Origin of the sequence: Arthrobacter sp. Y81, from assembly GCF_002929335.1 — a bacterium.
In the GTDB taxonomy this organism is placed as follows: domain Bacteria; phylum Actinomycetota; class Actinomycetes; order Actinomycetales; family Micrococcaceae; genus Arthrobacter.
The window spans coordinates 385,154-405,359 of sequence record NZ_PJIL01000001.1; the positions used below are offsets into that span (position 1 = coordinate 385,154).

The window sequence follows — 20,206 nt, forward strand, 5'->3', positions numbered from 1 at the left end:
GACTGGCGCCCAAGACGGCGATGTACTACGGCGAGTCTCCAGATCAGGACGATTTACCTTGCAATTTCCGGTGCCGGCGACGCCGGAGAGCGGCTTCCCGGGGCTTCAGCGGCGGCCGGAGCAAATGTCAATTGTCTGCCGGAGTCAGTACGGTGGGTACATGAGTCTTGCGGAGTCCCCGGCAGCCCAAAATAAGGCAGAACAAAATAAGGCGGCAGAAAATGCGGCACCGGGCAGTGCGGCCCCGTTGAAGCGGCTCCCGGCAAACCACCTGATGGACACCGTCCTTCCCGTTCGACCCGCGCTGATTGACCGCGGGTCCGGCGCCCGGATGAAGCCGGGCATGGTCGAAGCCGTTGTCAGCTCCGGACGGGCGCTGGCCGTGGTCCTGTCGCACCGGCAGGCCCTCGTACGCGGCGACAGCCTGCTGCTGACGGAAGCCGCAGGCCTCGCGGAGAACCTTGGCGAGGCCGGACTGCCGCCGGCAATGATCATCTACCTCGGTTCCGCGCTGGGCAGTTCGGACGTGGAGGAAGGTACGGACATCGTCCTCTTTGTCCTTGAGGAACCTTTTGAGGTCCGGGCGGAGCAGTTTGAACGCGGCATCGCCGGAATTCCCGCGGACGCCGTCTGGACGGGGTTCCGCGACGTTGCTGCACGCCTGAATGCCACCGACACGGCCCTCTTTGTCGAGGCCAGCGCGATCGCCAACTGGCATGCCACCCACGTGCACTGTCCTCGGTGCGGAGCGGCGACGCTCGTTGAGGCCGGCGGGTGGGTCCGCAGGTGTCCTGCGGACAACTCCGAACACTATCCCCGGACCGACCCCGCTATCATCGTGACGGTCGTCGGCCCCGATGACCGGCTGCTGCTGGGCGGCGGCGGACCAATCGATGCAAAGAACTACTCCACGCTGGCCGGTTTCGTGGAACCGGGCGAGTCGCTTGAGCAGGCCGTCGTCCGCGAGATCCAGGAGGAAGTGGGCGTCCGGATTACGGCAACCCAGTACCTTGGTTCGCAGTCATGGCCGTTTCCCGCCTCCCTGATGCTCGGGTTCACGGCGAGGACACCCGATACCGAGGCAACGCCCGACGGCGTGGAGGTCACCCGGGCGCGATGGTTCAGCCGAGCGGAACTCCAGGACGCCGTGCTGAGCGGGGAAATCGTCATCTCCAGCCGGCTCTCCATTGCCCGGTCACTGATTGAGCACTGGTACGGCGGCGTCATCCAGGACCGGCCCGCCGACGAATGACCTCCCCGCGCACAGCGGACCCCCACCACCTGACCCCACCGATCGACTGAGCAGCAAGTGACAACTGACAATTTTGAACGCACCGCCCCCGGTGACAGTGCCCCCGCCGATTCCGCTTCGCCGGACAACCGGTCCCTGGAAGACCGCATTCTTGGCGGGCTGGACGACGAACAGCGGGAAGTCGCGAGCACGCTGAACGGGCCCCTGTGCGTGCTTGCCGGTGCAGGCACGGGCAAGACGCGCGCCATCACCCACCGGATCGCCTACGGCGTTCACTCAGGCGTTTACAGTCCGCAGCGGCTGCTGGCCGTGACTTTCACCTCCCGCGCCGCCGCCGAGATGCGGAGCCGGCTCCGTGACCTCGGCGTGGGCAATGTCCAGGCGCGGACCTTCCATGCCGCGGCCCTGCGGCAGCTTCAGTTCTTCTGGCCCCAGGCCGTCGGCGGCGCCCTGCCGAACCTCCTCGACCACAAGGCGCAGATGATCGCCGAAGCTGCCCGGCGCCTGAGGCTCAGCACGGACCGCGCGTCCATCAGGGACCTCGCCTCGGAGATCGAGTGGGCCAAGGTGTCCATGCTGACGCCCGCGAACTACCTCGAGAACGCGCAGGACCGCGGCAACCCCGGCGGATTCGACCTCACGGCCGTGGCCCGGGTGTTCCAGTCCTATGAGGACGTGAAGACCGACCGCAACGTCATCGACTTCGAGGACGTCCTGCTGATCACCGTGGGGATCCTGCAGGAGGACCCGAAAGTGGCGGCCACTGTCCGCGAACAGTACCGGCACTTTGTGGTGGACGAATACCAGGACGTTTCGCCGCTGCAGCAGCGGCTCCTGGAGCTCTGGCTCGGCGGGCGTGATGAACTCTGCGTCGTGGGTGACGCCAGCCAGACGATTTACTCGTTCACCGGTGCATCGCCGAAGCACCTGCTGGGTTTCAAGGCCATGTACCCCGGCGCCAACGTCGTCAAGCTGATCCGGGACTACCGCTCCACGCCGCAGGTGGTCAAGCTCGCGAATGACCTCCTCGCCGGACGGCGCAGCGGAGGGCCGGTCGCGGACGCGGCATGGGCGGCGCCGCTCAAACTGGTCGCACAACGGCAGCCCGGACCGCAGCCGCAGTTCACCGAATGCGCCGACGATGAGGCCGAGGCAGCCACCGTGGCGATCAAGATCCGGGAACTGCTCGACGCCGGAACACCGGCCAGCGAGATCGCCGTGCTGTTCCGCACCAACGGACAGTCCGAGGCGTATGAACAGGCACTGGCCTCGGCCGGGATCGGCTATCAGCTGCGCGGAGGAGAGCGGTTCTTCGCCCGCAAGGAAGTCCGTGATGCAATCCTCCAGCTCCGGGCAGCCACCCGGGCCGCCGCCGAAACCTCGGCTCCCGATCCCCTCGGGCAGCTGGTCCGGGACATCGTGGCATCCCTTGGCTACACGGAATCCGCCCCGCATAGCGGCGGGGCGCTGCGCGAGCGCTGGGAATCGCTGGCCGCGCTGGTTGCGCTGGCTGATGAGCTGGTGCTGAGCCGCGGGCCACAGTTCACCCTCTCGGACTTTGTCAATGAACTGCAGGAACGTTCCCTGGCCCAGCACGCCCCCACCGTCCAGGGCGTTACCCTGGCGTCGCTGCATGCTGCCAAGGGCCTTGAATGGGATGCCGTCTTCCTCGTGGGGCTCTGCGAGGGCCTCATGCCGATCTCGTTCGCGGACTCCCCGGAAGACGTGGACGAGGAACGCCGGCTGCTCTACGTGGGCATCACCAGGGCGCGCGAGCACCTCTCATTGTCCTGGTCCTTGGCCCGGACCCCCGGCGGGAGGGCCAACCGGAAGCCCTCGCGTTTCCTGGACGGCCTACGGCCGGACTCTGTGGCCAGCTCGACGGCGCGCGGCAAGGGCCCCGCCCCGCGGCGGAAGGCGGCCGCCCCTGCGATGTGCCGGGTCTGCGGAAGCATGCTGTCCACCGGTGCCGAACGGAAGGTAGGCCGCTGCAGCCAATGCCCGCCGAGCTACGAGGAACAGACGTTCGAGGCACTGCGCCAGTGGCGGAAGGACGTGGCCCTGGCCGCCGAAGTGCCGGCGTTCGTGGTGTTTACCGATGCGACGCTGACGGCGATTGCGGAGGCGCGGCCCGCAACCCTCGAAGAGCTGGCCCAGCTGGCCGGAATTGGCCCGTCCAAGCTGGAAAAGTATGGCGAAGCCGTGCTTGAAGTACTCATTGAAAGCACCAGCGCCTGATGGCCGGGGGAGCGAAACCCCAAGCGATTCCGCTGACCACTCCCGATGGAGCACCCGTCGTTGTGCGGCGTTCCGCACGCCGCCGCCGGACCGTGGCAGCGTTCTGGGAGAACGGCACAGCCGTGGTCGCCATCCCGGCGCATTTCAGCAAGGCGCAGGAAAGTGAATGGGTGCACCGGATGCTGGAGAAACTCCGGCTGCAGGGGGTCCGGCGCTCGCGCGGGGCGGGACGTCGCCGCCCGGCCTCGGATGCAGCCCTCGCGTCGCATGCAGCCGGGCTTTCGGCGAAGTACCTTGGTGGGCGGTCCGCGCCGTCGTCCGTGCGCTGGGTCAGCAACCAGAATTCCCGCTGGGGTTCGGCTACTCCGGCAGACGGAACCATCAGGCTCTCGGACAAGCTGCGGACCATGCCGCAGTGGGTCATCGACTACGTGCTGCTCCACGAGCTGGCGCATTTGCTGGTCGCCGGGCACAACGCCGCGTTCTGGCGTCTCCTGGAGGCCTACCCCGAGACGCAACGGGCAAAGGCCTTCCTCGAAGGCGTTGCGTTCGCCACCTCGCGGGGCATGGCACCGGACTCCGACTCGCCAGGCGGCGATGCGGACATGACGTGCGAACCGGACGCGACGCCCGATACAGAAGAGCCAGGCACCGACGAAACCGTGGTTTCGTCAATGCCTGGCTAGTTCGCAGGTTAGCCGGCGCGTCAGGCCTTCGGCGTCCCGCCGTCGTCGTCCTCGCCGGACGCTTCTTCGTCTTTGCCCGCCGCGTCGTCGTCCTTGGCCGGTTCGTCGAATCCGCCGTTCAGCAGCTTCTGCAGGGCGTCGTCCACCTCGGTGTCACTCGCTTCGGCGAGCTTGCGGCGTGCACTGAACCCCTGCGGATCGTCCAGATCCTCGCCGGTGGGCAGCAGGTCCGGGTGGTGCCAGATGGCGTCCCGGCCTTCGGTGCCACGCTCCTCCTTGAGGGAGGCCCACAAGGTGGCAGCTTCGCGCAGGCGCCGGGGACGCAGCTCCAGTCCCACCAGGGACGAAAAAGCATGTTCGGCCGGGCCGCCGGTGGCGCGGCGCCGCCGGACCGTCTCGCGCAGCGCAGACGCGGACGGCAGGAACTTCTCCGTGGCCGCCGCGGTCAGTTCGTCCACCCAGCCTTCCACGAGGGCCAGCGCGGTTTCGAGTTTTTCCAGTGCCTGGTCCTGCGCCGGGGTCCGCTGGGGCATGAACACGCCTTGGGACAGCGCCTCCTGGATGCCTTCCGGGTTGCTGGGATCGATCTCCCTGGCGAGTTCCTCGATCTTGGAGGTGTCGATGTGGATGCCCCGGGCATAGGCCTCGATGGCACCCAGGAGGTGCCCGCGGAGCCAGGGCACCTGGACGAAGAGCCGTGCGTGGGCAGCTTCCCGGACAGCCAGGAAAAGCCGGATGTCGTTCTCGGGCAGGCTCAGGCCTTCACCGAATTTGGCCACGTTGGCCGGCAGGAGGGCCATCTCCAGGTCCGCCAGCGGCACTCCGATGTCTGTTGAGCTGACCACTTCGGCGGAGAGGGCGCCAATGGCCTGGCCAAGCTGCATGCCGAAGATGGCCCCGCCCATGTTCTGCAGCATGGAGGACGCCCCGCCCATCATGGACTTCATTTCCTCGGGCATCTGCTCGGTCATGGCGGTGGACAGCGCATTGGCAATGCTGTTGGCCACCGGCTCGGTGAGCCGCTTCCACGTCCCGAGCGTTTCCTCGACCCATTCCGCGCGGGACCAGGCCCGGCCGATCAGGCCGGTGGCGGGAAGCTCAGTCACCTGGTCCAGCCACAGCTCGGCGAGGCGCAGTGCTTCATCGATTTCCCGTGACTGCTGTGACGTGACCGAGGGGTCGGAGCCGCTGGCAGCCACCCGGCGGGCGTTCTCGTGGGCAAGCTGCCAGTTGACGGGCCCCTCGGAGGATGCGCTCATCATGGCCTGGACCTGCGAGAACATCTGGGCCAGGAGGTTCGGATCGTCGGGAAGACCGGCGGCCTTGGCCAGTTCGGCGGGGTCGATGTTGCCCATGCCCTTGCCACCCATGAGGTTTTGAAGCATTTCCGCAAGCGGATCCTTGGGGGTGTCGTCGTCGCCATTGGACGGATTGAGTGGGTTGGAGGTCATGATCCCGCCGATCGTCGGTGTGACTGTTGATCACCTTCACGGTACCCCGGGGCGTCGGCGGCTGTCTGCCGAATCCGGCCCCGTTCGCTGTGGGCAAAGAGCGTACGGGCCGGCTCAAACGCGTAGTGTTAGTAATCGGAATATTTGCAGGCTGCCGGCATTCTGATCGGTGCAGCCACAGTGCCGCGTCCACGGGCGCAGGTGCGGAGAGGTCCTTCATTGACAATTACTCAGGGTGGCCAGGTTCCCGGGGATCCCGCGGATTCGGGACACGACGGCGGGACCACTCACGGCACGCTTTCCCGCCGGCCGAAATCCCGTCGTGCCAAAGCACGCGACAATCGCTACCCGGCGATGGTGGCCTCCGGGTTGTTGGCACTCGCACTGGGTATCACCGCCGCCAGCCTCCCCGTGCCGTATGTTGTGGAATCGCCTGGCCCCACTTTTAATACCCTGGCCAATGACAACGGCAAGCCGGTCATCAGCGTGACGGGCCGCGAGACGTTTCCGGCCAAGGGGAACCTTGACCTCACCACCGTCTATGTCGACGGCGGACCCAACGGTCCGGTCAGCGTGTTCGAGGCCTTTTCAGCATGGCTGGACAAGTCAAAGGCCGTCTATCCGGAGGAGCTCATCTTCCCCACGGGGGTGACGAAGGAGGAGTCCCAGCAGGAGAGCGCGGTGGCGATGACGACATCCCAGGAGAACGCCACAGCCTCCGCCCTGAAGGAACTCGGCATTCCCTTTGAACAAAAGCTGTTGGTGGCGGACCTTGCGGACCAGTCGGCCTCGGCCGGCAAGCTGCAGGCCGGCGATGTGTTTTCCACCGTGAACGGCAAACCCGTGACGTCGCTTCGCGTCGTCCAGGAGGAACTGGCCGCCGGAAACGGAAAGCCCGCCACCGTCGTCGTCACTCGCGACGGCGCTCCCGTCACGGAGACCATCACCCCCACCGAGAACGCCGCCGGCAAGTTCATCCTCGGAGTGCTGCTGCAGTACGACTTCAATTTCCCCTTTGAGGTGCAGATTTCCCTCGACAAGGTGGGCGGCCCCAGCGCGGGCATGATGTTCGCCCTCGGCATCGTCGACACCGTGACGCCGGGGGACCTGACCGGCGGCAAGCACATTGCCGGGACCGGCACCATCACGCCCGACGGCGTCGTGGGATCCATCGGCGGGATCGGACAGAAGATGTACGGAGCAAGGGAGGACGGCGCGACGGTGTTCCTGGCCCCGGCTGCCAACTGCGCGGAAGTGGTGGGACACATCCCGGACGGGCTTCAGGTGGTGAAAGTCGAGAACCTGGCTGAGGCCCGGGAAGCCGTCAACGTGATCGGTTCAGGCGGCGACACATCCGGTCTTCCCACGTGCGCCAGCAACTAGACTAATTGCAGGAACTAAGCACCACCGCCACTCGTGGCATTAATGACTGATGCTGACCCTCCCCTCCGAGGTGCAGCGGCGGTCCGAGCAACACCACCACACGCGCTCTGATTTTGACAAGACCAGTCACTGACAACCAGCTATGAGGTACCGAGTTTGTCCCGTCCTGCCAGCCCCACACCGCCCGGAAGACCCCAGCCAAGGCGAGGTGCCTTGACGCCGACATTGATCGTCGTAGCACTTGTTGTGGTCGGATTCATCTTCTTCGCCAATGTTTGGACCGATGTCCTCTGGTACCAGCAGCTTGGTTTCTTTGAAGTTTTCCTCACGGAAAACGTGGCCCGGATTGTCATCTTCCTGACCGGCTTCGCCCTCATGTTCCTGGCCATGTTCTACGCCATCCGGATCGCCTATCACGCCCGCCCCGTTTACGCCCCGGATTCGGAGATCAGGGACAACCTGAACCGCTATCAGGCGCAATTGGAACCTGTTCGCCGGGTGGTCATGGTGGGCCTGCCGGTGCTGTTCGGTCTCTTCGCCGGAAGTGCCGCGGCCAGCCAGTGGCAGAAAGTGCTGCTGTTCCTGAACCAGGAGTCCTTCGGCCAGAACGATCCGCAGTTCAACCTGGATATCAGCTTCTACCTGATGACCTTGCCGTTCCTCGGATTCGTGACAGGCTTCCTCATCAGCGTTGTTGTGGTCGCAGGCATCGCGGGAATTCTCACGCATTACCTGTACGGCAGCATCCGGATCATGGAGCGCGGCATCTTCACCAGCCGGGCCGCCCAGATCCACCTCGCCGTGACGGGCGCGGCCTTCCTGCTGCTGCTCGGCGTGAACTTCTGGCTGGACCGCTATTCCGCCGTGCAGAACAGCGGCGGACGCTGGGCCGGTGCGCTGTACACCGACGTCAACGCGGTGATCCCCACGAAGTCCATTCTGGCCGTGGCTGCCGCACTGGTCGCAATCCTCTTCATCGTTGCCGCCGTGATCGGCAAATGGCGCCTGCCTGTCATAGGCACGGCAATGCTGGTCATTACCTCCATCCTTGCCGGTGGTGTCTACCCGTGGGTCATCCAGCAGTTCCAGGTGCGCCCGTCGGAACAGACGCTTGAGAAGCCATTCATAGAGCGGAACATCAGCATGACCCGTGCTGCCTACGGCCTCGATAAGATCCAGGAGAAGCGGTATAACGCCACCACCACCGCTACCACTGGCGCACTGGCGCCGGATGCACAAACCACTGCCAATATCCGGCTCCTGGACCCGAACCTGATTTCGGACGCGTTCTCCCAGCTGGAGCAGTACCGGCCGTACTACCAGTTCCCGAAAGCGCTCAACGTTGACCGGTACGAAGTGGACGGCAAAGTCCAGGACACCGTGATCGCGGTCCGTGAGCTGAACCCGGACGGCCTGAGCGCCAACCAGCAGTCCTGGCTGAACCGGCATGTGGTCTACACCCACGGCTACGGTGTGGTGGCCGCCAAGGGCAACAAGTTCACCGCCGACGGCAAGCCGGAGTTCCTTCAGGCCGGCATTCCGTCAACCGGGGTCCTCGGCAACGATACGACCTATCAGCCCCGGATCTACTTCGGCGAGAACTCTCCTGAATACTCGATCGTCGGAGCCCCGGACGGTTCACCCCACCGCGAGCAGGACCGTCCCGCCGGCAAGGAAGGTGATGGCGAAACCCAGTACACCTTTACCGGCAACGGCGGCCCGAACGTCGGCAGCTTCTTCAACAAGGTCCTCTACGCGATCAAGTTCCAGTCCTCCGATCTCCTGCTTTCCGACGGTGTGAACGCCGAATCGCAGATCCTTTACGACCGTAACCCGCGGGACCGCGTCGAAAAGGTCGCCCCGTACCTCACGGTCGACGGCAACGCCTACCCGGCAGTCGTTGATGGCCGCGTGAAATGGATTGTGGACGGCTACACCACCAGCCAGTATTACCCCTACTCGCAGCAGGAACAGTTGTCGTCTGCCACCGCGGATTCACAGACGACGGCGGGGCGCAGCGTTGCCCTGCCCAACAGCTCGGTGAACTACATCCGTAACTCCGTCAAGGCAACTGTTGACGCCTACGACGGCTCCGTAACGCTGTACGCGTGGGACGACCAGGATCCGGTGCTGAAGGCCTGGCAGAAGGTCTTCCCGACCTCCCTGAAGCCGTTCTCGGAGATGTCCGGCGAGCTCATGAGCCACGTCCGCTACCCCGAGGACCTGTTCAAGGTCCAGCGCGAACTGCTGGGCCGCTACCACGTCACCCAGGCGGACAACTTCTACACGAACAATGACGCCTGGTCCGTGCCGAACGATCCCACAGTCACTGAGCCGGTCAAGCAGCCGCCGTTCTACATGTCGCTGAAGATGCCGGACCAGGACCAGCCTGCCTTCCAGCTCACGTCTTCGTTCATTCCGCAGGTGGTCAACGGAACCGCCCGAAACGTGCTCTACGGGTTCCTCGCTGCGGATTCCGACGCCGGTAACCAGAAGGGCGTCAAGGCCGAAAGCTATGGCCAGCTCAGGCTCCTGCAGATTCCACCGGAAGCGCAGGTTCCCGGCCCCGGCCAGGCCCAGAACAAGTTCAACTCGGATCCCACGGTGTCCCAGGCTTTGAACCTGCTCCGGCAGGGAGCGTCCGACGTGCTCAACGGCAACCTCCTGACGCTCCCGGCGGGTGGCGGCCTGCTGTACGTGCAACCCGTCTATCTGCGCTCCACGGGCGAAACGTCCTACCCCACCCTGCAGCGCGTACTGGTGGCCTTCGGTGACAAGATCGGGTTCGCACCGACCTTGGACCAGGCATTGAACCAGCTGTTCGGCGGCGACTCGGGCGCGTCAGCCGGGGACTCGGACAACAATGGCCAGACGCCACCCCCCGCGACCGGCGGCACTCCTCCGGCCACCGGCGGCACGGATGCGAAGGCTGAACTGAAGGCCGCGCTGGAAGAGGCGAACGCAGCCATTAGGGCCGGTCAGGAAGCCCTCGCCAAGGGCGACTTTGCAGCCTACGGAGAGCAGCAAAAGAAACTGAATGCCGCTCTGCAAAAGGCGATCGACGCCGAAGCCAAGCTTGGTGCCGAAAGCGCAACACCGACGCAGGGAGCCACCCCGGCGCCCACGGCTGACCCGTCGGCTGCCGCGACGCCGTCGCCCACTCCGAACAACTGATCACGCAGCGAGGCTGGCGCTAGCCCGCTCAGCCCGCCTAGGCCGGCTTCCCCTTCCGGAAGGACAGGGGGCCGGCCTTTGCCGTTGCCGCAGCAACCGGGACGCCCGCGCCGGCCTGTGCCCGCAGGTCCACATGTGTATTTGGCGGCCCCGGCGCTGCAGAGACACAGATCACGTCCCCTCGATTTGGCCTGAAGTTCACTGGCGGGTAGTGTTGTTCTTGCGACGCGGGGTGGAGCAGTTCGGTAGCTCGCTGGGCTCATAACCCAGAGGTCACAGGTTCAAATCCTGTCCCCGCAACTGAAGGAAAGGCCCGGAATTCTCGAAAGAGACTTCCGGGCCTTTTGCTTGTCGTTTTTGGGGTCGCCCGGCGGTCCGTTGGCAGTCGGTTGGCAGTCGGCGGTGCGTGTGGTGGTGGGGTCCGGTCGGTTTGCGTCCGCAGCAGGACTCGTCACCGGACCCTCCAATTGCCCTTCCTGCAGGCATTCCAGCGGCCCGGAAAGGGCTGTGGTCAGGATGGCCGCGAAAGTACGGTAGTGTTGATCTTGCGACGCGGGGTGGAGCAGTTCGGTAGCTCGCTGGGCTCATAACCCAGAGGTCACAGGTTCAAATCCTGTCCCCGCAACCAATGAGAGGCCCTGACCGGGAAATAAGCCGGTCAGGGCCTCTTTCTTTGTCTGCAGGCCCCCAACTACTAGCATTTCCTAGTATTCTCATTCGCGGAGGCAACGTCCTACCGTGCCACGTGGCTGTTCAATGACGATCACCGCATTGGCAGGCCGTCGCCTCCAAGGGAACGGATCTTTATGTTGCGGGGCATGACCGCCGCCGCGCACGGGTTCGCTCTTCCGCTGTTCATGATTCAAGCTATTAAGGCGCACTTCACCCAGCCGCCGCTCCTGCCGGTGCAGCCCGGCCGGGGGCGGAGCCGCCCACGTCACTGGTCGATCATTCTCGAGAGGAATGCTGTTCGATGTCACTACCAACCAAGAAGAAGTCCGGAACTGCGAAGAGCAAGTGGGCCAAACTGTATTGGGCAGTACCGGCTGTGCTCGTCGCCTTGCTTCTCGTAGTGCTGCTCGCGAAGTGGGCCACAGGGCTGGCCGGCGTGAAAGACTTCGTGGCGGAGTACCCGGGTCACTCAGAGCTTCCCGAGGGTGCTCCCGTCGGCTTCCCCGCGTGGCTGGGTTGGCAGCATTTCCTCAACGGCTTCTTCTTGTTGCTGATCATCCGTTCCGGCTGGCAGGTGCGCACGCAGACCCGCCCTGCTGCCTACTGGACGCGGAACAACAAGGGCCTGATCCGGACCAGGAATGCGCCGACGAAGATCAGCCTGGCGCTGTGGTTCCACCTCGTCCTGGACGCACTATGGATCCTCAACGGCATTGTGTTCGCCGTCCTGCTGTTCGCCACCGGCCAGTGGGTACGGATCGTGCCTACCAGCTGGGATGTCTTTCCCAATGCGCTCTCGGCAGCGCTGCAGTACGCGTCGCTGAACTGGCCCACGGAGAACGGCTGGGTCAACTACAACGCCCTCCAGCTGCTGACCTATTTCGTCACCGTCTTCATCGCGGCGCCCCTGGCATTCATCACGGGCCTGCGGATGTCGTCGGCGTGGCCCAAGAACGCCAAGGCGCTGAACAAGGCTTACCCGATCGAGGCCGCCCGCGCTGTGCACTTCCCCGTGATGATCTACTTTGTTGCGTTCGTCGTCGTCCACGTGTTCCTGGTCCTGGCCACTGGTGCGCTGCGGAACCTCAACCACATGTACGGCGGTAGCGACGACGTCAGCTGGGTGGGCTTCGGTATCTTCGCAGCATCGGTCGCGGCGATGGTCGCGGCGTGGTTCCTGGCCCGGCCGCTCTTCCTGAGCCCCGTTGCCTCCCTGATGGGCAAGGTCAGCAGCCGCTGACCGGCCCGCTGACGCACGCGGCAGTCCCGGCTGCGGTTCGGGCCACAGGTCAGCTGTCCTTGAGCCTTTGGTAGGTCTCCAGGGCCCGCTCACGCGACTCGGGCAGGCCCACCACTGGCTCCGGATAACCGGCGTCCAGTTCCGGCGCCTTCCACGGTTCGTGGATCTCTTTGTCACTCAGGTCCGCGAGTTCCGGGATGAACTCCCGCAGGTACCGGCCCGCTGCATCGAACTTCTTGCTTTGCGTCACGGGGTTGAAGATCCGGAAGTAGGGGGAGGCGTCCGCCCCGGATCCGGCCACCCATTGCCAGTTGGCCGGATTGCTGGCTGCGTCGGCGTCCACCAGCGTGTCCCAGAACCAGGCTTCCCCCAGCCTCCAGTCAGCGAGCAGGTTCTTCACCAGGAACGACGCGGCCGCCATCCGGACACGGTTGTGCATCCAGCCCGTCTGCCACAGCTGACGCATTCCGGCGTCCACCAGCGGATAGCCTGTCCGGCCCTGCTGCCAGGCCTCCAGCTCAGCGTCCGACGGCGTTTGCCACTCGAAGCGGTCGAAGTCGGGACGGTAGTTGCGGGTGGCCAGCGCCGGGTTCTCGTACAGCAGTTGCCAGCAGAACTCCCGCCAGCCCAGTTCGGACCGGAAGATCCCGACGTCGGCAGGGGCCTGGCGCGGGAACCGCTCACGGATCGCCTGCCAGACGCGGAAGGGACTGATCTCACCGAAGCGAAGGTGGGGTGAGAGGCGGCTGGTGCCCTCGAGTCCTGGTCTGTCCCGACCGGTCCCATAGTCCTCGACGGGGCCGTCCACGAAGTCCTGCAGGCGTGCGTGCGCGCCTGATTCACCGGGGGTCCACGCTGCCGCGAGGCCTGCGCTCCAGTCGGGGGTGCGGGGGAGCAGCCCCAAGGTCTCCAGGTCATCGCTGCCCGGCAGCGCACCGCGGGTGTCGCGGGCCGGGGCCGGAAGCCTGTCCGGGGCGTCTGAGGGCATGCGCGGCTCGCCGCTCTCCAGGCAGGCGCGCCAGAAGGGCGTGAATACCTTGTAAGGTCCGCCCGCTCCGGTGCGCACGGTCCACGGCTCGAACATGAGGCTGGCCTGGAAGCTCGCCGCATCCAGGCCATGATCTGCGGCCCAGCCCTTGACCCCTGCATCGATGGTGCGTTCGGGTCCGCCGTACCTGCGGTTCAACCGGAGATGCGTGGCCCCGGTTTCGGCTGCCAGCTCCCGGATGATCCCGGCGGCGCTCCCTCGTCGCAGCACCAGCCGGGAGCCTACGGCTTCCAGGTCACGAGCCAGAGAGGCAAGGGAATGGTGGAGCCACCACTTGGCGGCGCCGCCCAAGGGGCGCACGCCGGCCGACTCCTCATCCAGGACATAGACGACAGTCATGGTGTGGCCCAGGGCTGCCGCGTCGGCCAGGGCCGGGTTGTCATCCAGGCGGAGGTCGTCACGAAGCCAGACGATGGTGGAAGGCATGCTTCCACGGTACAGGTCGGGCAGGTCTATTTACTGGCCGGTAACTTCGTCGTAGACTCGCTCCACGCCGTCCGCTGCGCAGTTTCTCCGCGCGGACGGTTCCGTTCGCATCAGGCTTTTTCCTGTTGATAACGGCATTCCGGCTGGAGGCGGCCGGACGCCGGCAACCTGTTCGCCGCAATGTTGCCGCGGACAGGAAAAAAGGATGACCAATGAAGCTATTCCTTGCACCGGCGGGACAGCCCCGGATGGCGGTCCCCAGGCACCCGGCCAGGCGGGTGCTCTTCGCCGCCCTGGCTGTCGCAATCACCGTTTCCGCCCTGACCGCCCCTGCTGTGCACGCGGCTCCTCCTCCCGGTGACGGGTGGGTGGTAAGCGTAGGGGATTCCTATATTTCGGGGGAGGCGGGGCGCTGGGCGGGCAATTCGAGTGACCCCTCCCAAACTGATGCGCTGGGCGACGCCGCCTATCTTGACGCCGGCCAGTCGGAGAGCACTGTCGGCTGCCACCGTTCTTCCTCTGCTGAGATTGGGATCGGGCAGGCCCAGGCACTCAATCTGTCCTGTTCCGGTGCCAAGACGGCCACGTCCTGGAACTCATACGGGTACTTCAAACCGGGGCTGGACTTCTACAGCGACGCTGCCGGCAACATGGGCCAGGCGCTGGCGCTGCAAAACTTCGCGTCGGCCAACCGCGTGGGGATGGTTGTGGTGTCGGTCGGCGGCAACGATCTCGGGTTTGCGGGCATCATCGCCACCTGTGTTTCCAAGTTCATGACCAGCCCGTGGTGGGCCCCGAGCTACTGCAAGGACTCGGCAACGGTGGCCACGAACTTTTCGGCCACGAACCGCGCAGCCGTGGCATCGCGGATTGGCACCTCGCTCGCGAATGTAGCCAAGGCCATGACTGCCGCCGGATACGCGCCCGATGAATACAGCATGGTGGTACAAAACTACGTCTCACCCCTGCCGCGGAGCGCCGACATTTCCTATTCCGAGACCGGATTCAGCCGGCAAAGCACCTACGGCTGCGGATTCTGGAACGCAGACCTGGACTGGGCTTCGGGAACCGCTGTCCCCGCCATCAACGCCACCATTTCGGCCGGTATCGCCGCTTCCGGCGTGGACGGCATCCACACCCTGGATGTGGCCTCACTGTTCAGTGGCCATGAACTGTGCGCGGCCACGACGCAGAAGCTGGACAGCACCGCCCTGGCGGACTGGCGAAGCACGGGCGCCGCGGACATCAGCGAGTGGATCAACGAGGTCCGGACTGCCAGTACCGCCTTCAGCGACTACTACATCCAGGAATCCCTGCATCCCAACTATTGGGGCCAGCTGGCCCTCCGTAACTGCCTGCGCCAGGTCTACAACGACGGCGCCGTCCGTTCCGGGAGCTGCACCGCAGGGACCGGTCTGACTGCAGCCGGCGAGCCAGCCGTCACCGTGCGGTAGCACTCATCCGACGGTCCGGCGCCAAAAAGGCCGGAGTCCCATGCGGGACCCCGGCCTTTTTCCGTCCGGATCATGAGCCGGAGCAGCAGCCTACAGCTTGTCGAAATCAGCTTCTTCAACGGTGGAAGCGGCGGCCGAGGAATTGGCCGACGATCCGATCGCAGGCTTCGCGCCGCCGGACTTCAGGGCAGCGAGCCGCGCTTCGATCTCCGTCTGTTCGCCGAGGTCTTCAAGCTGGTTGAACTGGGCGTCCAGGCTGGAAGCAGCAAGCTCCTGCTGGCCGCGGACCTTGGCCTCTTCGCGGCGGATCTTCTCTTCGAACCGGCCAACCTCACTGGTGGGGTCCATGAAGTCAATGCTCTTGAGCGCATCGTGCACCTGGGACTGGGCAGCGGCGGTCTTGGAGCGCGCCACGAGTTCGTTGCGCTTGCTGGTCAGCTCGTTGAGCTTGCCCTTCATCTGGTCCAGGCCGGACTTGAGCTTGTCCACAACCTCGCTCTGCGAAGCGATGCTCGGCTCGGCAGCCTTGGCCTCGCTCTCGGCAGCCATCTGGCGCTGAATGGCGACCTTGGCCAGGTTGTCGAACTTCTGGGCGTCGACTGCATCGCCGCTGCTTCGGTACTCGTCAGCCTTGCGGGACGCTGCCAGGGCCTTGTTGCCCCAGTCGTGGGCATTCTTGATGTCCTCGTTGTAGTCGTCCTGGAGCATCCGCAGGTTACCGATGGTCTGCGCCACTGCGGACTCTGCTTCGGCAATGTTGTTGGTGTAGTCCCGGACCATCTGGTCCAGCATCTTCTGCGGGTCTTCGGCCTGGTCCAGCAGGGAGTTGATGTTCGCCTTCGCGAGCTGCGCCATGCGGCCGAAAATGGACTGCTTCATGGTGTTACCTTTCGTCCTGCTCAGTGGTCGCCACTGAATTCAGTGAACAGTTGATGTACCGCTTCTACCCGGCGGCCGGTCGGAACCGGCCCCCGCGAGTCTTTGGATCAGCTAGAAGTCTCCGCCGCCTCCGGAGTCGCCGCCCCAGCCGCCGCCCGAGTCTCCGCCGCCGCCGAAGTCACCGCCGCCCCAGCCGCCGCCGTCGCTGTGGCCGCCGCCCCAGCCGCCGCCGCTGCCGCCGTTCAGGATCGAGTTGATGAGGATGCCGCCCAGGATGGCGCCGCCGAGGCCGCCGCCCCCGCCGCCGCCGAACATGCCGCCGCCGCGGCCATAGCCCTGGTTGGCGTAGCCGAAGCTGTCCACGTCCCCTTGGGCGAGCTGCGCTGCCTGGGCCGCGAGGGCGTGGGCCTGCTGGGCGTACGTGAGCGCCGTGACCGGATCATTGCGGGATATGGACAAGGCATAGTCCAGGTTCCGCTGGGCTTCGGCCAGCCGGGTCCTCGCCTCGGTCCCAACCCCGCCGCGGCGTGCGGTGATGTAGTCGGACGTGGCACTGATCTGCGCCTGGGCCGACATAATGGTCTGCTGCAGCGACGCCTGTGCGCGGCGGGCCTGTTCCTGCTGGTCGCGGATTCCGGATAGGGACTGGTCCAGCGCCTGATGGGCTGTCTCAACCCGCTCCAGGGTGGCGATCGGATCGATCTTTCCGCCCTGGATCTCCGCCTTCACCTGCGCCAGGGCAGCCTCCACGCCGGCCACGGGTCCTGCCAGCTCCGGATGGGCGCCGGACTGGATGATGGCCTTGGCCTGTGCCAGGTCCTGGGAGGTGTCAACCACTGCTGCTTCGAGGCTGTTGCGGGCCTCATCCAGGCTTCCGGAGACCTTCGCAATGGCGTCGATCAGCACCTTGGTCTGGTGCAGGCTTTCTTCGGCAGCACGGACGGCTACGGCAGCCAGGCTGCTTTCTCCGGATGCCAGCTTGTCCTGGGCCGTTGAAGTGGCGTTTTGCACGAAGGCGAGCCGCTCCTTGGCCTGGCCGATGTTGTCCGAGACCTGGACCAGGGCACTGTCCGCGTACTTGGCCCGCAGCGTCGTGAGGGTCTGTTCCGCAGTCGCGATCCGGGCGTCAGCATCCCGGGCGCCGGCGTTCACCGCGGCCAGGGCCTGGGGTGCGTTCTTTTCGAGCTCACGGAGCGAATCGAAGTCGGCCTTTTGCTCCTGGAGCGAGGCAAGGGCAGCTTCCGAACGGCGGATGATCTCGCCAAGCCAGCTCCGCTGTTGTTCCTCGGTGTCAGGAATGTGGTCGTCAAGCTGCTGCTGCAGTTTGAAGGACTCGGACATGTGGCCCTTGGCTTCCTGCAGCGCTTTGGTGAAGTTTCCGACGGCGGCATCGCCGTACTGTGCCTGGGCGAAGCCGAGTTCCTGCTCGCTCGAGTTGATGGCGTTATCGGCCTCAATAAGCAGCGAGCCGCTCTTCTTACGGAGGTCGTCCACACTCAGCGAAGCCAGCGGGTCAAGCTCTGCGCCTTGCGGGCCGTAGCTGGCACTCGAGGCGACTGCGGCCTTCTTCCGGCGGTTCCGGAAGTAGAGGTAGGCGCCTACACCGCCCGCTGCGACCACTCCCGTGCCCACAAGGACTGCAGCGCCGGCGCCGTTGTCGGAGGAAAGTTTGCCACTGCCGCCGCCCGCTGCGTCGCCGATGGCCGTCGCCGCGTTTATTGCCGCTTGGGCGTAGTTTTTGTTAGCCAGTTCCGGGCCGATGGCGGTGCTCTTGATGTTTTCGAGCTGGGCCGCGGTGATCTTGCTTCCACCTTTATTCAGGATGTATTGCTGGGTGTCGGTAGCAACCGCAAGAATCAAAGCGTTCGGTCCAAGACCGGCTTTTTCAGCTACCTCGTCCGTCCAGGCTTCCCGATCAGTCGGGTTTTCGAACTTCTTGACGGTGACGACGTGGAGTACCGTGGCGTGATCCGCGCCGAGCTTCTTGATGGCAGCTTCGACGTCAGCCTTCTTGCCGCCCAGCACACCGGCGGAGTCGACAATCTTGGATGCCGGGTCGAGAGTCACCGGTGGCTCTGCCCAGGCCGCGCCAGCGGGAACCGCCAACAACCCGGCAAGGCCGATCACGGCGAGGAGACGTTTGAACTTAGACCGCATGTGCAACCCTTCAGCACTTCTGCGACTGATTCGGGCCGAGCCAGTCGTCACAGAATGCAGCAGCGCCCCCACGCATGTGTAAAGCCGCAGGTCGCTGTGGCAATTCCATTTGATTCTATGGTGCACCTATTTGCCCGTCCACAACTGGGAATATGCCACCAGCGAAAAGCGCTACATCCGTGAATCGGGCCCTCGAAAAGGGGATTCCGATGGCGTTCAGGAACCTCCCAGCCAACGTCCGCTTTAGCTTCAGTCAGAGGGTCCATAGTTAAAGGCAGACAAGGATGAAAGGAAGTCTAATGACTGAGAACCCAGCACAGGGTGCGTCGCCTGAGAATAGGGATCCGGAAAAGCCTCGGGAAGGCTGGCCGGCACAGCCTCCTCAGGCGGACACGCAGCCGCTGGATGCGGGGCATCGGGAGCCCCAGTCAGCGGCGCGGCCAGCCGGGGACTCAGCCCAGGACAACCCGACCATCCGGATTGACCAGCCGCAGCCCGGTTCGGCGCACGCCAGCGAGGGACAGCCGCACCCGGAAGCCGACGGCGCACCGCGGCCCGTCTATCCCCATCACCAGCCGTTCTACGGCCAGCAGGCCGGACCTGCCGCCCAGCACGGATCCGCACAGCACGGATCCCACCAGCACAATGGGCCGTACCCGGGCGGCGGCTCCTACCCCGGACCGGGCAGCCAGCATCAGCAGGGCAGCATGTACGCCTCCGACCCCGCCAGCACGCCCAAGCGCAAAGCCGCCTTCGGTGTGGGAACACTGGTGGCCAGCATCCTGGCTGCCGGCCTCGTGGGCGGCGGAGTAGTGGCTGCCAGTGATGCCTTCCTGAACAACGGTTCCACGTCAGCCGTCAGCAGCGCCGGCAGCCAGCCCGGTACCGTGATCGTCAACAACAAGGACGACGTAAACGTCATCACCGCAGCCTCGCTGAAGGCGTCACCAAGCGTTGTGACCATAAAAGCGACCAGCGGAAGCGACGGCGGCACCGGATCGGGAATCATCCTCGACGACGCTGGCCACATCCTGACAAACACGCACGTCGTGACCCTCGACGGAAAAACGGCCAACGCCGCCATCGAAATCCGGACCAGCGACGGCAGGGTGCTCACCGCAAAAATCGTCGGCACCGACCCCCTGAGCGACCTGGCCGTCATCAAGGTGGACAATCCTTCCGGACTGACGCCGGCAACACTTGGTGACTCCGGCAAACTCAACGTGGGGGACACCGCCATCGCCATCGGATCACCGCTGGGCCTCACTGGAACAGTCACCGACGGAATTGTCTCTACGCTGAACCGGACCATCAGCGTTGCGTCATCGGCAGCGCCGAAGGAAGGCGCGGATGACTCCCAAAGCGACGACGAAGGCGGCTTCCAGTTCGCACCACCGGACGGCGGGCAGAGCCAGAGCAAGTCGAACCAGGGATCCATCTCGCTCAACGTGATCCAGACCGATGCAGCCATCAACCCCGGCAACTCCGGCGGCGCACTGGTCAACAGCAAGGGTGAGGTCATCGGTGTCAACGTGGCCATTGCTTCAGCCGGTGGTGAATCCAGCACCAGCGGCAACATCGGCGTCGGTTTCAGCGTCCCCATCAACCTCGCCAAGCGCGTGGCCCAGGAGATCATTGACACCGGAAAGGCAACGCACGGCCAGTTTGGAGTCAGCGTCAAGCCGAAGTCATCCACGTCTTCAAACTCGTCGTTCTCGGTGGGTGCCGAAGTGGCTACCGTCGAGTCCGGTTCCGCTGCCGCCAAGGCCGGCCTCAAGGTGGGCGACGTCGTCACGAAGTTCAACGACCTTGCCATCAGTGATCCCAACCAGCTGACGGCGGCGGTTCGGGAGCAGCCGGCGGGCGCCTCGGTGAAAGTCACGATCCTGCGCGGCGGCAAGGAACAGCAAATGGATGTGACGCTCGGGGCGGCAGCCGAGCAGTAAATGCCGGGGACCAGTTCCGGCAAGGGTACAAGCAAGCATTGACCGCAGGGCTGAGGCGGGGACACCGGTATGGTGCCCCGCCTCAGCTGTGCAAGCGGCAGCCTGCGCCCTGCCTGACACAGGCGTTAACGGGGCGGCGCGGGCGCCCCGCTATATGGTTAGCTTGGTTCTACCCGCACCCCGGGGGAGATCCGCGGCCA

At 65.0% G+C, this 20,206-nt stretch carries 12 protein-coding genes and 2 tRNA genes; 10 read left to right on the forward strand and 4 right to left on the reverse strand.

Translation table 11 applies throughout. The annotated features are described in order from the left end of the window. Positions 1-160 precede the first annotated feature (160 nt). The 3 genes from nudC to CXQ91_RS01860 are packed head-to-tail and all read left to right on the forward strand — an operon-like array spanning position 161 to position 4,176. Complete coding sequence (gene nudC / locus CXQ91_RS01850; protein ID WP_104172210.1) at positions 161-1,252, forward strand: NAD(+) diphosphatase; 1,092 nt, start codon at positions 161-163, stop codon at positions 1,250-1,252. Positions 1,253-1,309: 57 nt separating this feature from the next. Continuing rightward, complete coding sequence (locus tag CXQ91_RS01855) at positions 1,310-3,490, forward strand: ATP-dependent DNA helicase UvrD2 (RefSeq protein WP_374953607.1); 2,181 nt, start codon at positions 1,310-1,312, stop codon at positions 3,488-3,490. Next, positions 3,490-4,176, forward strand: a complete 687-nt coding sequence (locus tag CXQ91_RS01860; protein WP_258073790.1) for a M48 family metallopeptidase — start codon at positions 3,490-3,492, stop codon at positions 4,174-4,176. The genes CXQ91_RS01855 and CXQ91_RS01860 overlap by 1 nt, the downstream gene beginning before the upstream one ends. 20 nt (positions 4,177-4,196) lie before the next feature. On the opposite strand, the gene CXQ91_RS01865 is transcribed toward CXQ91_RS01860, so the two are convergent. Further along, a complete protein-coding gene (locus tag CXQ91_RS01865; protein WP_104172211.1) occupies positions 4,197-5,627 on the reverse strand; it encodes a zinc-dependent metalloprotease in 1,431 nt (476 codons plus the stop codon). Positions 5,628-5,846: 219 nt separating this feature from the next. On the opposite strand from CXQ91_RS01865, the gene CXQ91_RS01870 reads away from it, so the two are divergent. The 5 genes from CXQ91_RS01870 to CXQ91_RS01890 all read left to right on the forward strand — a co-directional run bounded on the left by CXQ91_RS01870 (position 5,847) and on the right by CXQ91_RS01890 (position 12,096). Then, entirely contained in the window at positions 5,847-7,010 is a 1,164-nt protein-coding gene (locus CXQ91_RS01870; RefSeq protein ID WP_104172212.1) for a PDZ domain-containing protein, read from the forward strand. A gap of 156 nt (positions 7,011-7,166) precedes the next feature. Then, on the forward strand, positions 7,167-10,184 hold the full coding sequence (locus CXQ91_RS01875) for a UPF0182 family protein (RefSeq protein ID WP_181038738.1): 3,018 nt from the start codon (positions 7,167-7,169) through the stop codon (positions 10,182-10,184). 226 nt (positions 10,185-10,410) lie between these two features. Then, positions 10,411-10,484: transfer RNA gene (locus CXQ91_RS01880), tRNA-Met, on the forward strand. 251 nt (positions 10,485-10,735) lie between these two features. Further along, positions 10,736-10,812: transfer RNA gene (locus CXQ91_RS01885), tRNA-Met, on the forward strand. A 345-nt stretch (positions 10,813-11,157) separates the two neighbouring features. Next, positions 11,158-12,096 (forward strand): cytochrome b/b6 domain-containing protein, encoded by a 939-nt coding sequence (locus CXQ91_RS01890; protein WP_104172214.1) that lies wholly within the window; start codon positions 11,158-11,160, stop codon positions 12,094-12,096. Positions 12,097-12,145: 49 nt separating this feature from the next. Here the strand turns inward: CXQ91_RS01890 and CXQ91_RS01895 are convergent, their stop codons facing one another. Beyond that, a complete protein-coding gene (locus CXQ91_RS01895; protein ID WP_104172215.1) occupies positions 12,146-13,570 on the reverse strand; it encodes a deoxyribodipyrimidine photo-lyase in 1,425 nt (474 codons plus the stop codon). A gap of 212 nt (positions 13,571-13,782) precedes the next feature. On the opposite strand from CXQ91_RS01895, the gene CXQ91_RS01900 reads away from it, so the two are divergent. After that, positions 13,783-15,024 carry a hypothetical protein gene (locus CXQ91_RS01900; RefSeq protein ID WP_104172216.1) on the forward strand — a complete coding sequence of 414 codons (1,242 nt, stop codon included), beginning with the start codon at positions 13,783-13,785 and terminating at the stop codon, positions 15,022-15,024. A 90-nt stretch (positions 15,025-15,114) separates the two neighbouring features. Here the strand turns inward: CXQ91_RS01900 and CXQ91_RS01905 are convergent, their stop codons facing one another. Then, positions 15,115-15,903 (reverse strand): PspA/IM30 family protein, encoded by a 789-nt coding sequence (locus CXQ91_RS01905; RefSeq protein ID WP_104172217.1) that lies wholly within the window; start codon positions 15,901-15,903, stop codon positions 15,115-15,117. 111 nt (positions 15,904-16,014) lie between these two features. Beyond that, entirely contained in the window at positions 16,015-18,060 is a 2,046-nt protein-coding gene (locus CXQ91_RS01910) for a TPM domain-containing protein (RefSeq protein ID WP_104172218.1), read from the reverse strand. 299 nt (positions 18,061-18,359) lie between these two features. Here CXQ91_RS01910 and CXQ91_RS01915 point away from each other — a divergent pair, with 299 nt between their 5' ends. After that, the gene (locus CXQ91_RS01915) at positions 18,360-20,006 is read left to right on the forward strand and encodes a S1C family serine protease (RefSeq protein WP_104172219.1); all 1,647 of its coding nucleotides are present in this window, start codon (positions 18,360-18,362) and stop codon (positions 20,004-20,006) included. Positions 20,007-20,206 lie beyond the last annotated feature (200 nt).

Excerpts from the sequence above, each read along its gene's own strand:
- CXQ91_RS01900 (WP_104172216.1), top strand. The coding sequence starts at position 13,783 with ATGAAGCTATTCCTTGCACCGGCGGGACAGCCCCGGATGGCGGTCCCC.
- CXQ91_RS01890 (WP_104172214.1), top strand. The coding sequence starts at position 11,158 with ATGTCACTACCAACCAAGAAGAAGTCCGGAACTGCGAAGAGCAAGTGG.
- CXQ91_RS01860 (WP_258073790.1), top strand. The coding sequence starts at position 3,490 with ATGGCCGGGGGAGCGAAACCCCAAGCGATTCCGCTGACCACTCCCGAT.
- CXQ91_RS01865 (WP_104172211.1), bottom strand. The coding sequence starts at position 5,627 with ATGACCTCCAACCCACTCAATCCGTCCAATGGCGACGACGACACCCCC.
- CXQ91_RS01915 (WP_104172219.1), top strand. The coding sequence starts at position 18,360 with ATGACTGAGAACCCAGCACAGGGTGCGTCGCCTGAGAATAGGGATCCG.
- CXQ91_RS01895 (WP_104172215.1), bottom strand. The coding sequence starts at position 13,570 with ATGCCTTCCACCATCGTCTGGCTTCGTGACGACCTCCGCCTGGATGAC.
- CXQ91_RS01905 (WP_104172217.1), bottom strand. The coding sequence starts at position 15,903 with ATGAAGCAGTCCATTTTCGGCCGCATGGCGCAGCTCGCGAAGGCGAAC.
- CXQ91_RS01910 (WP_104172218.1), bottom strand. The coding sequence starts at position 18,060 with ATGCGGTCTAAGTTCAAACGTCTCCTCGCCGTGATCGGCCTTGCCGGG.
- nudC (WP_104172210.1), top strand. The coding sequence starts at position 161 with ATGAGTCTTGCGGAGTCCCCGGCAGCCCAAAATAAGGCAGAACAAAAT.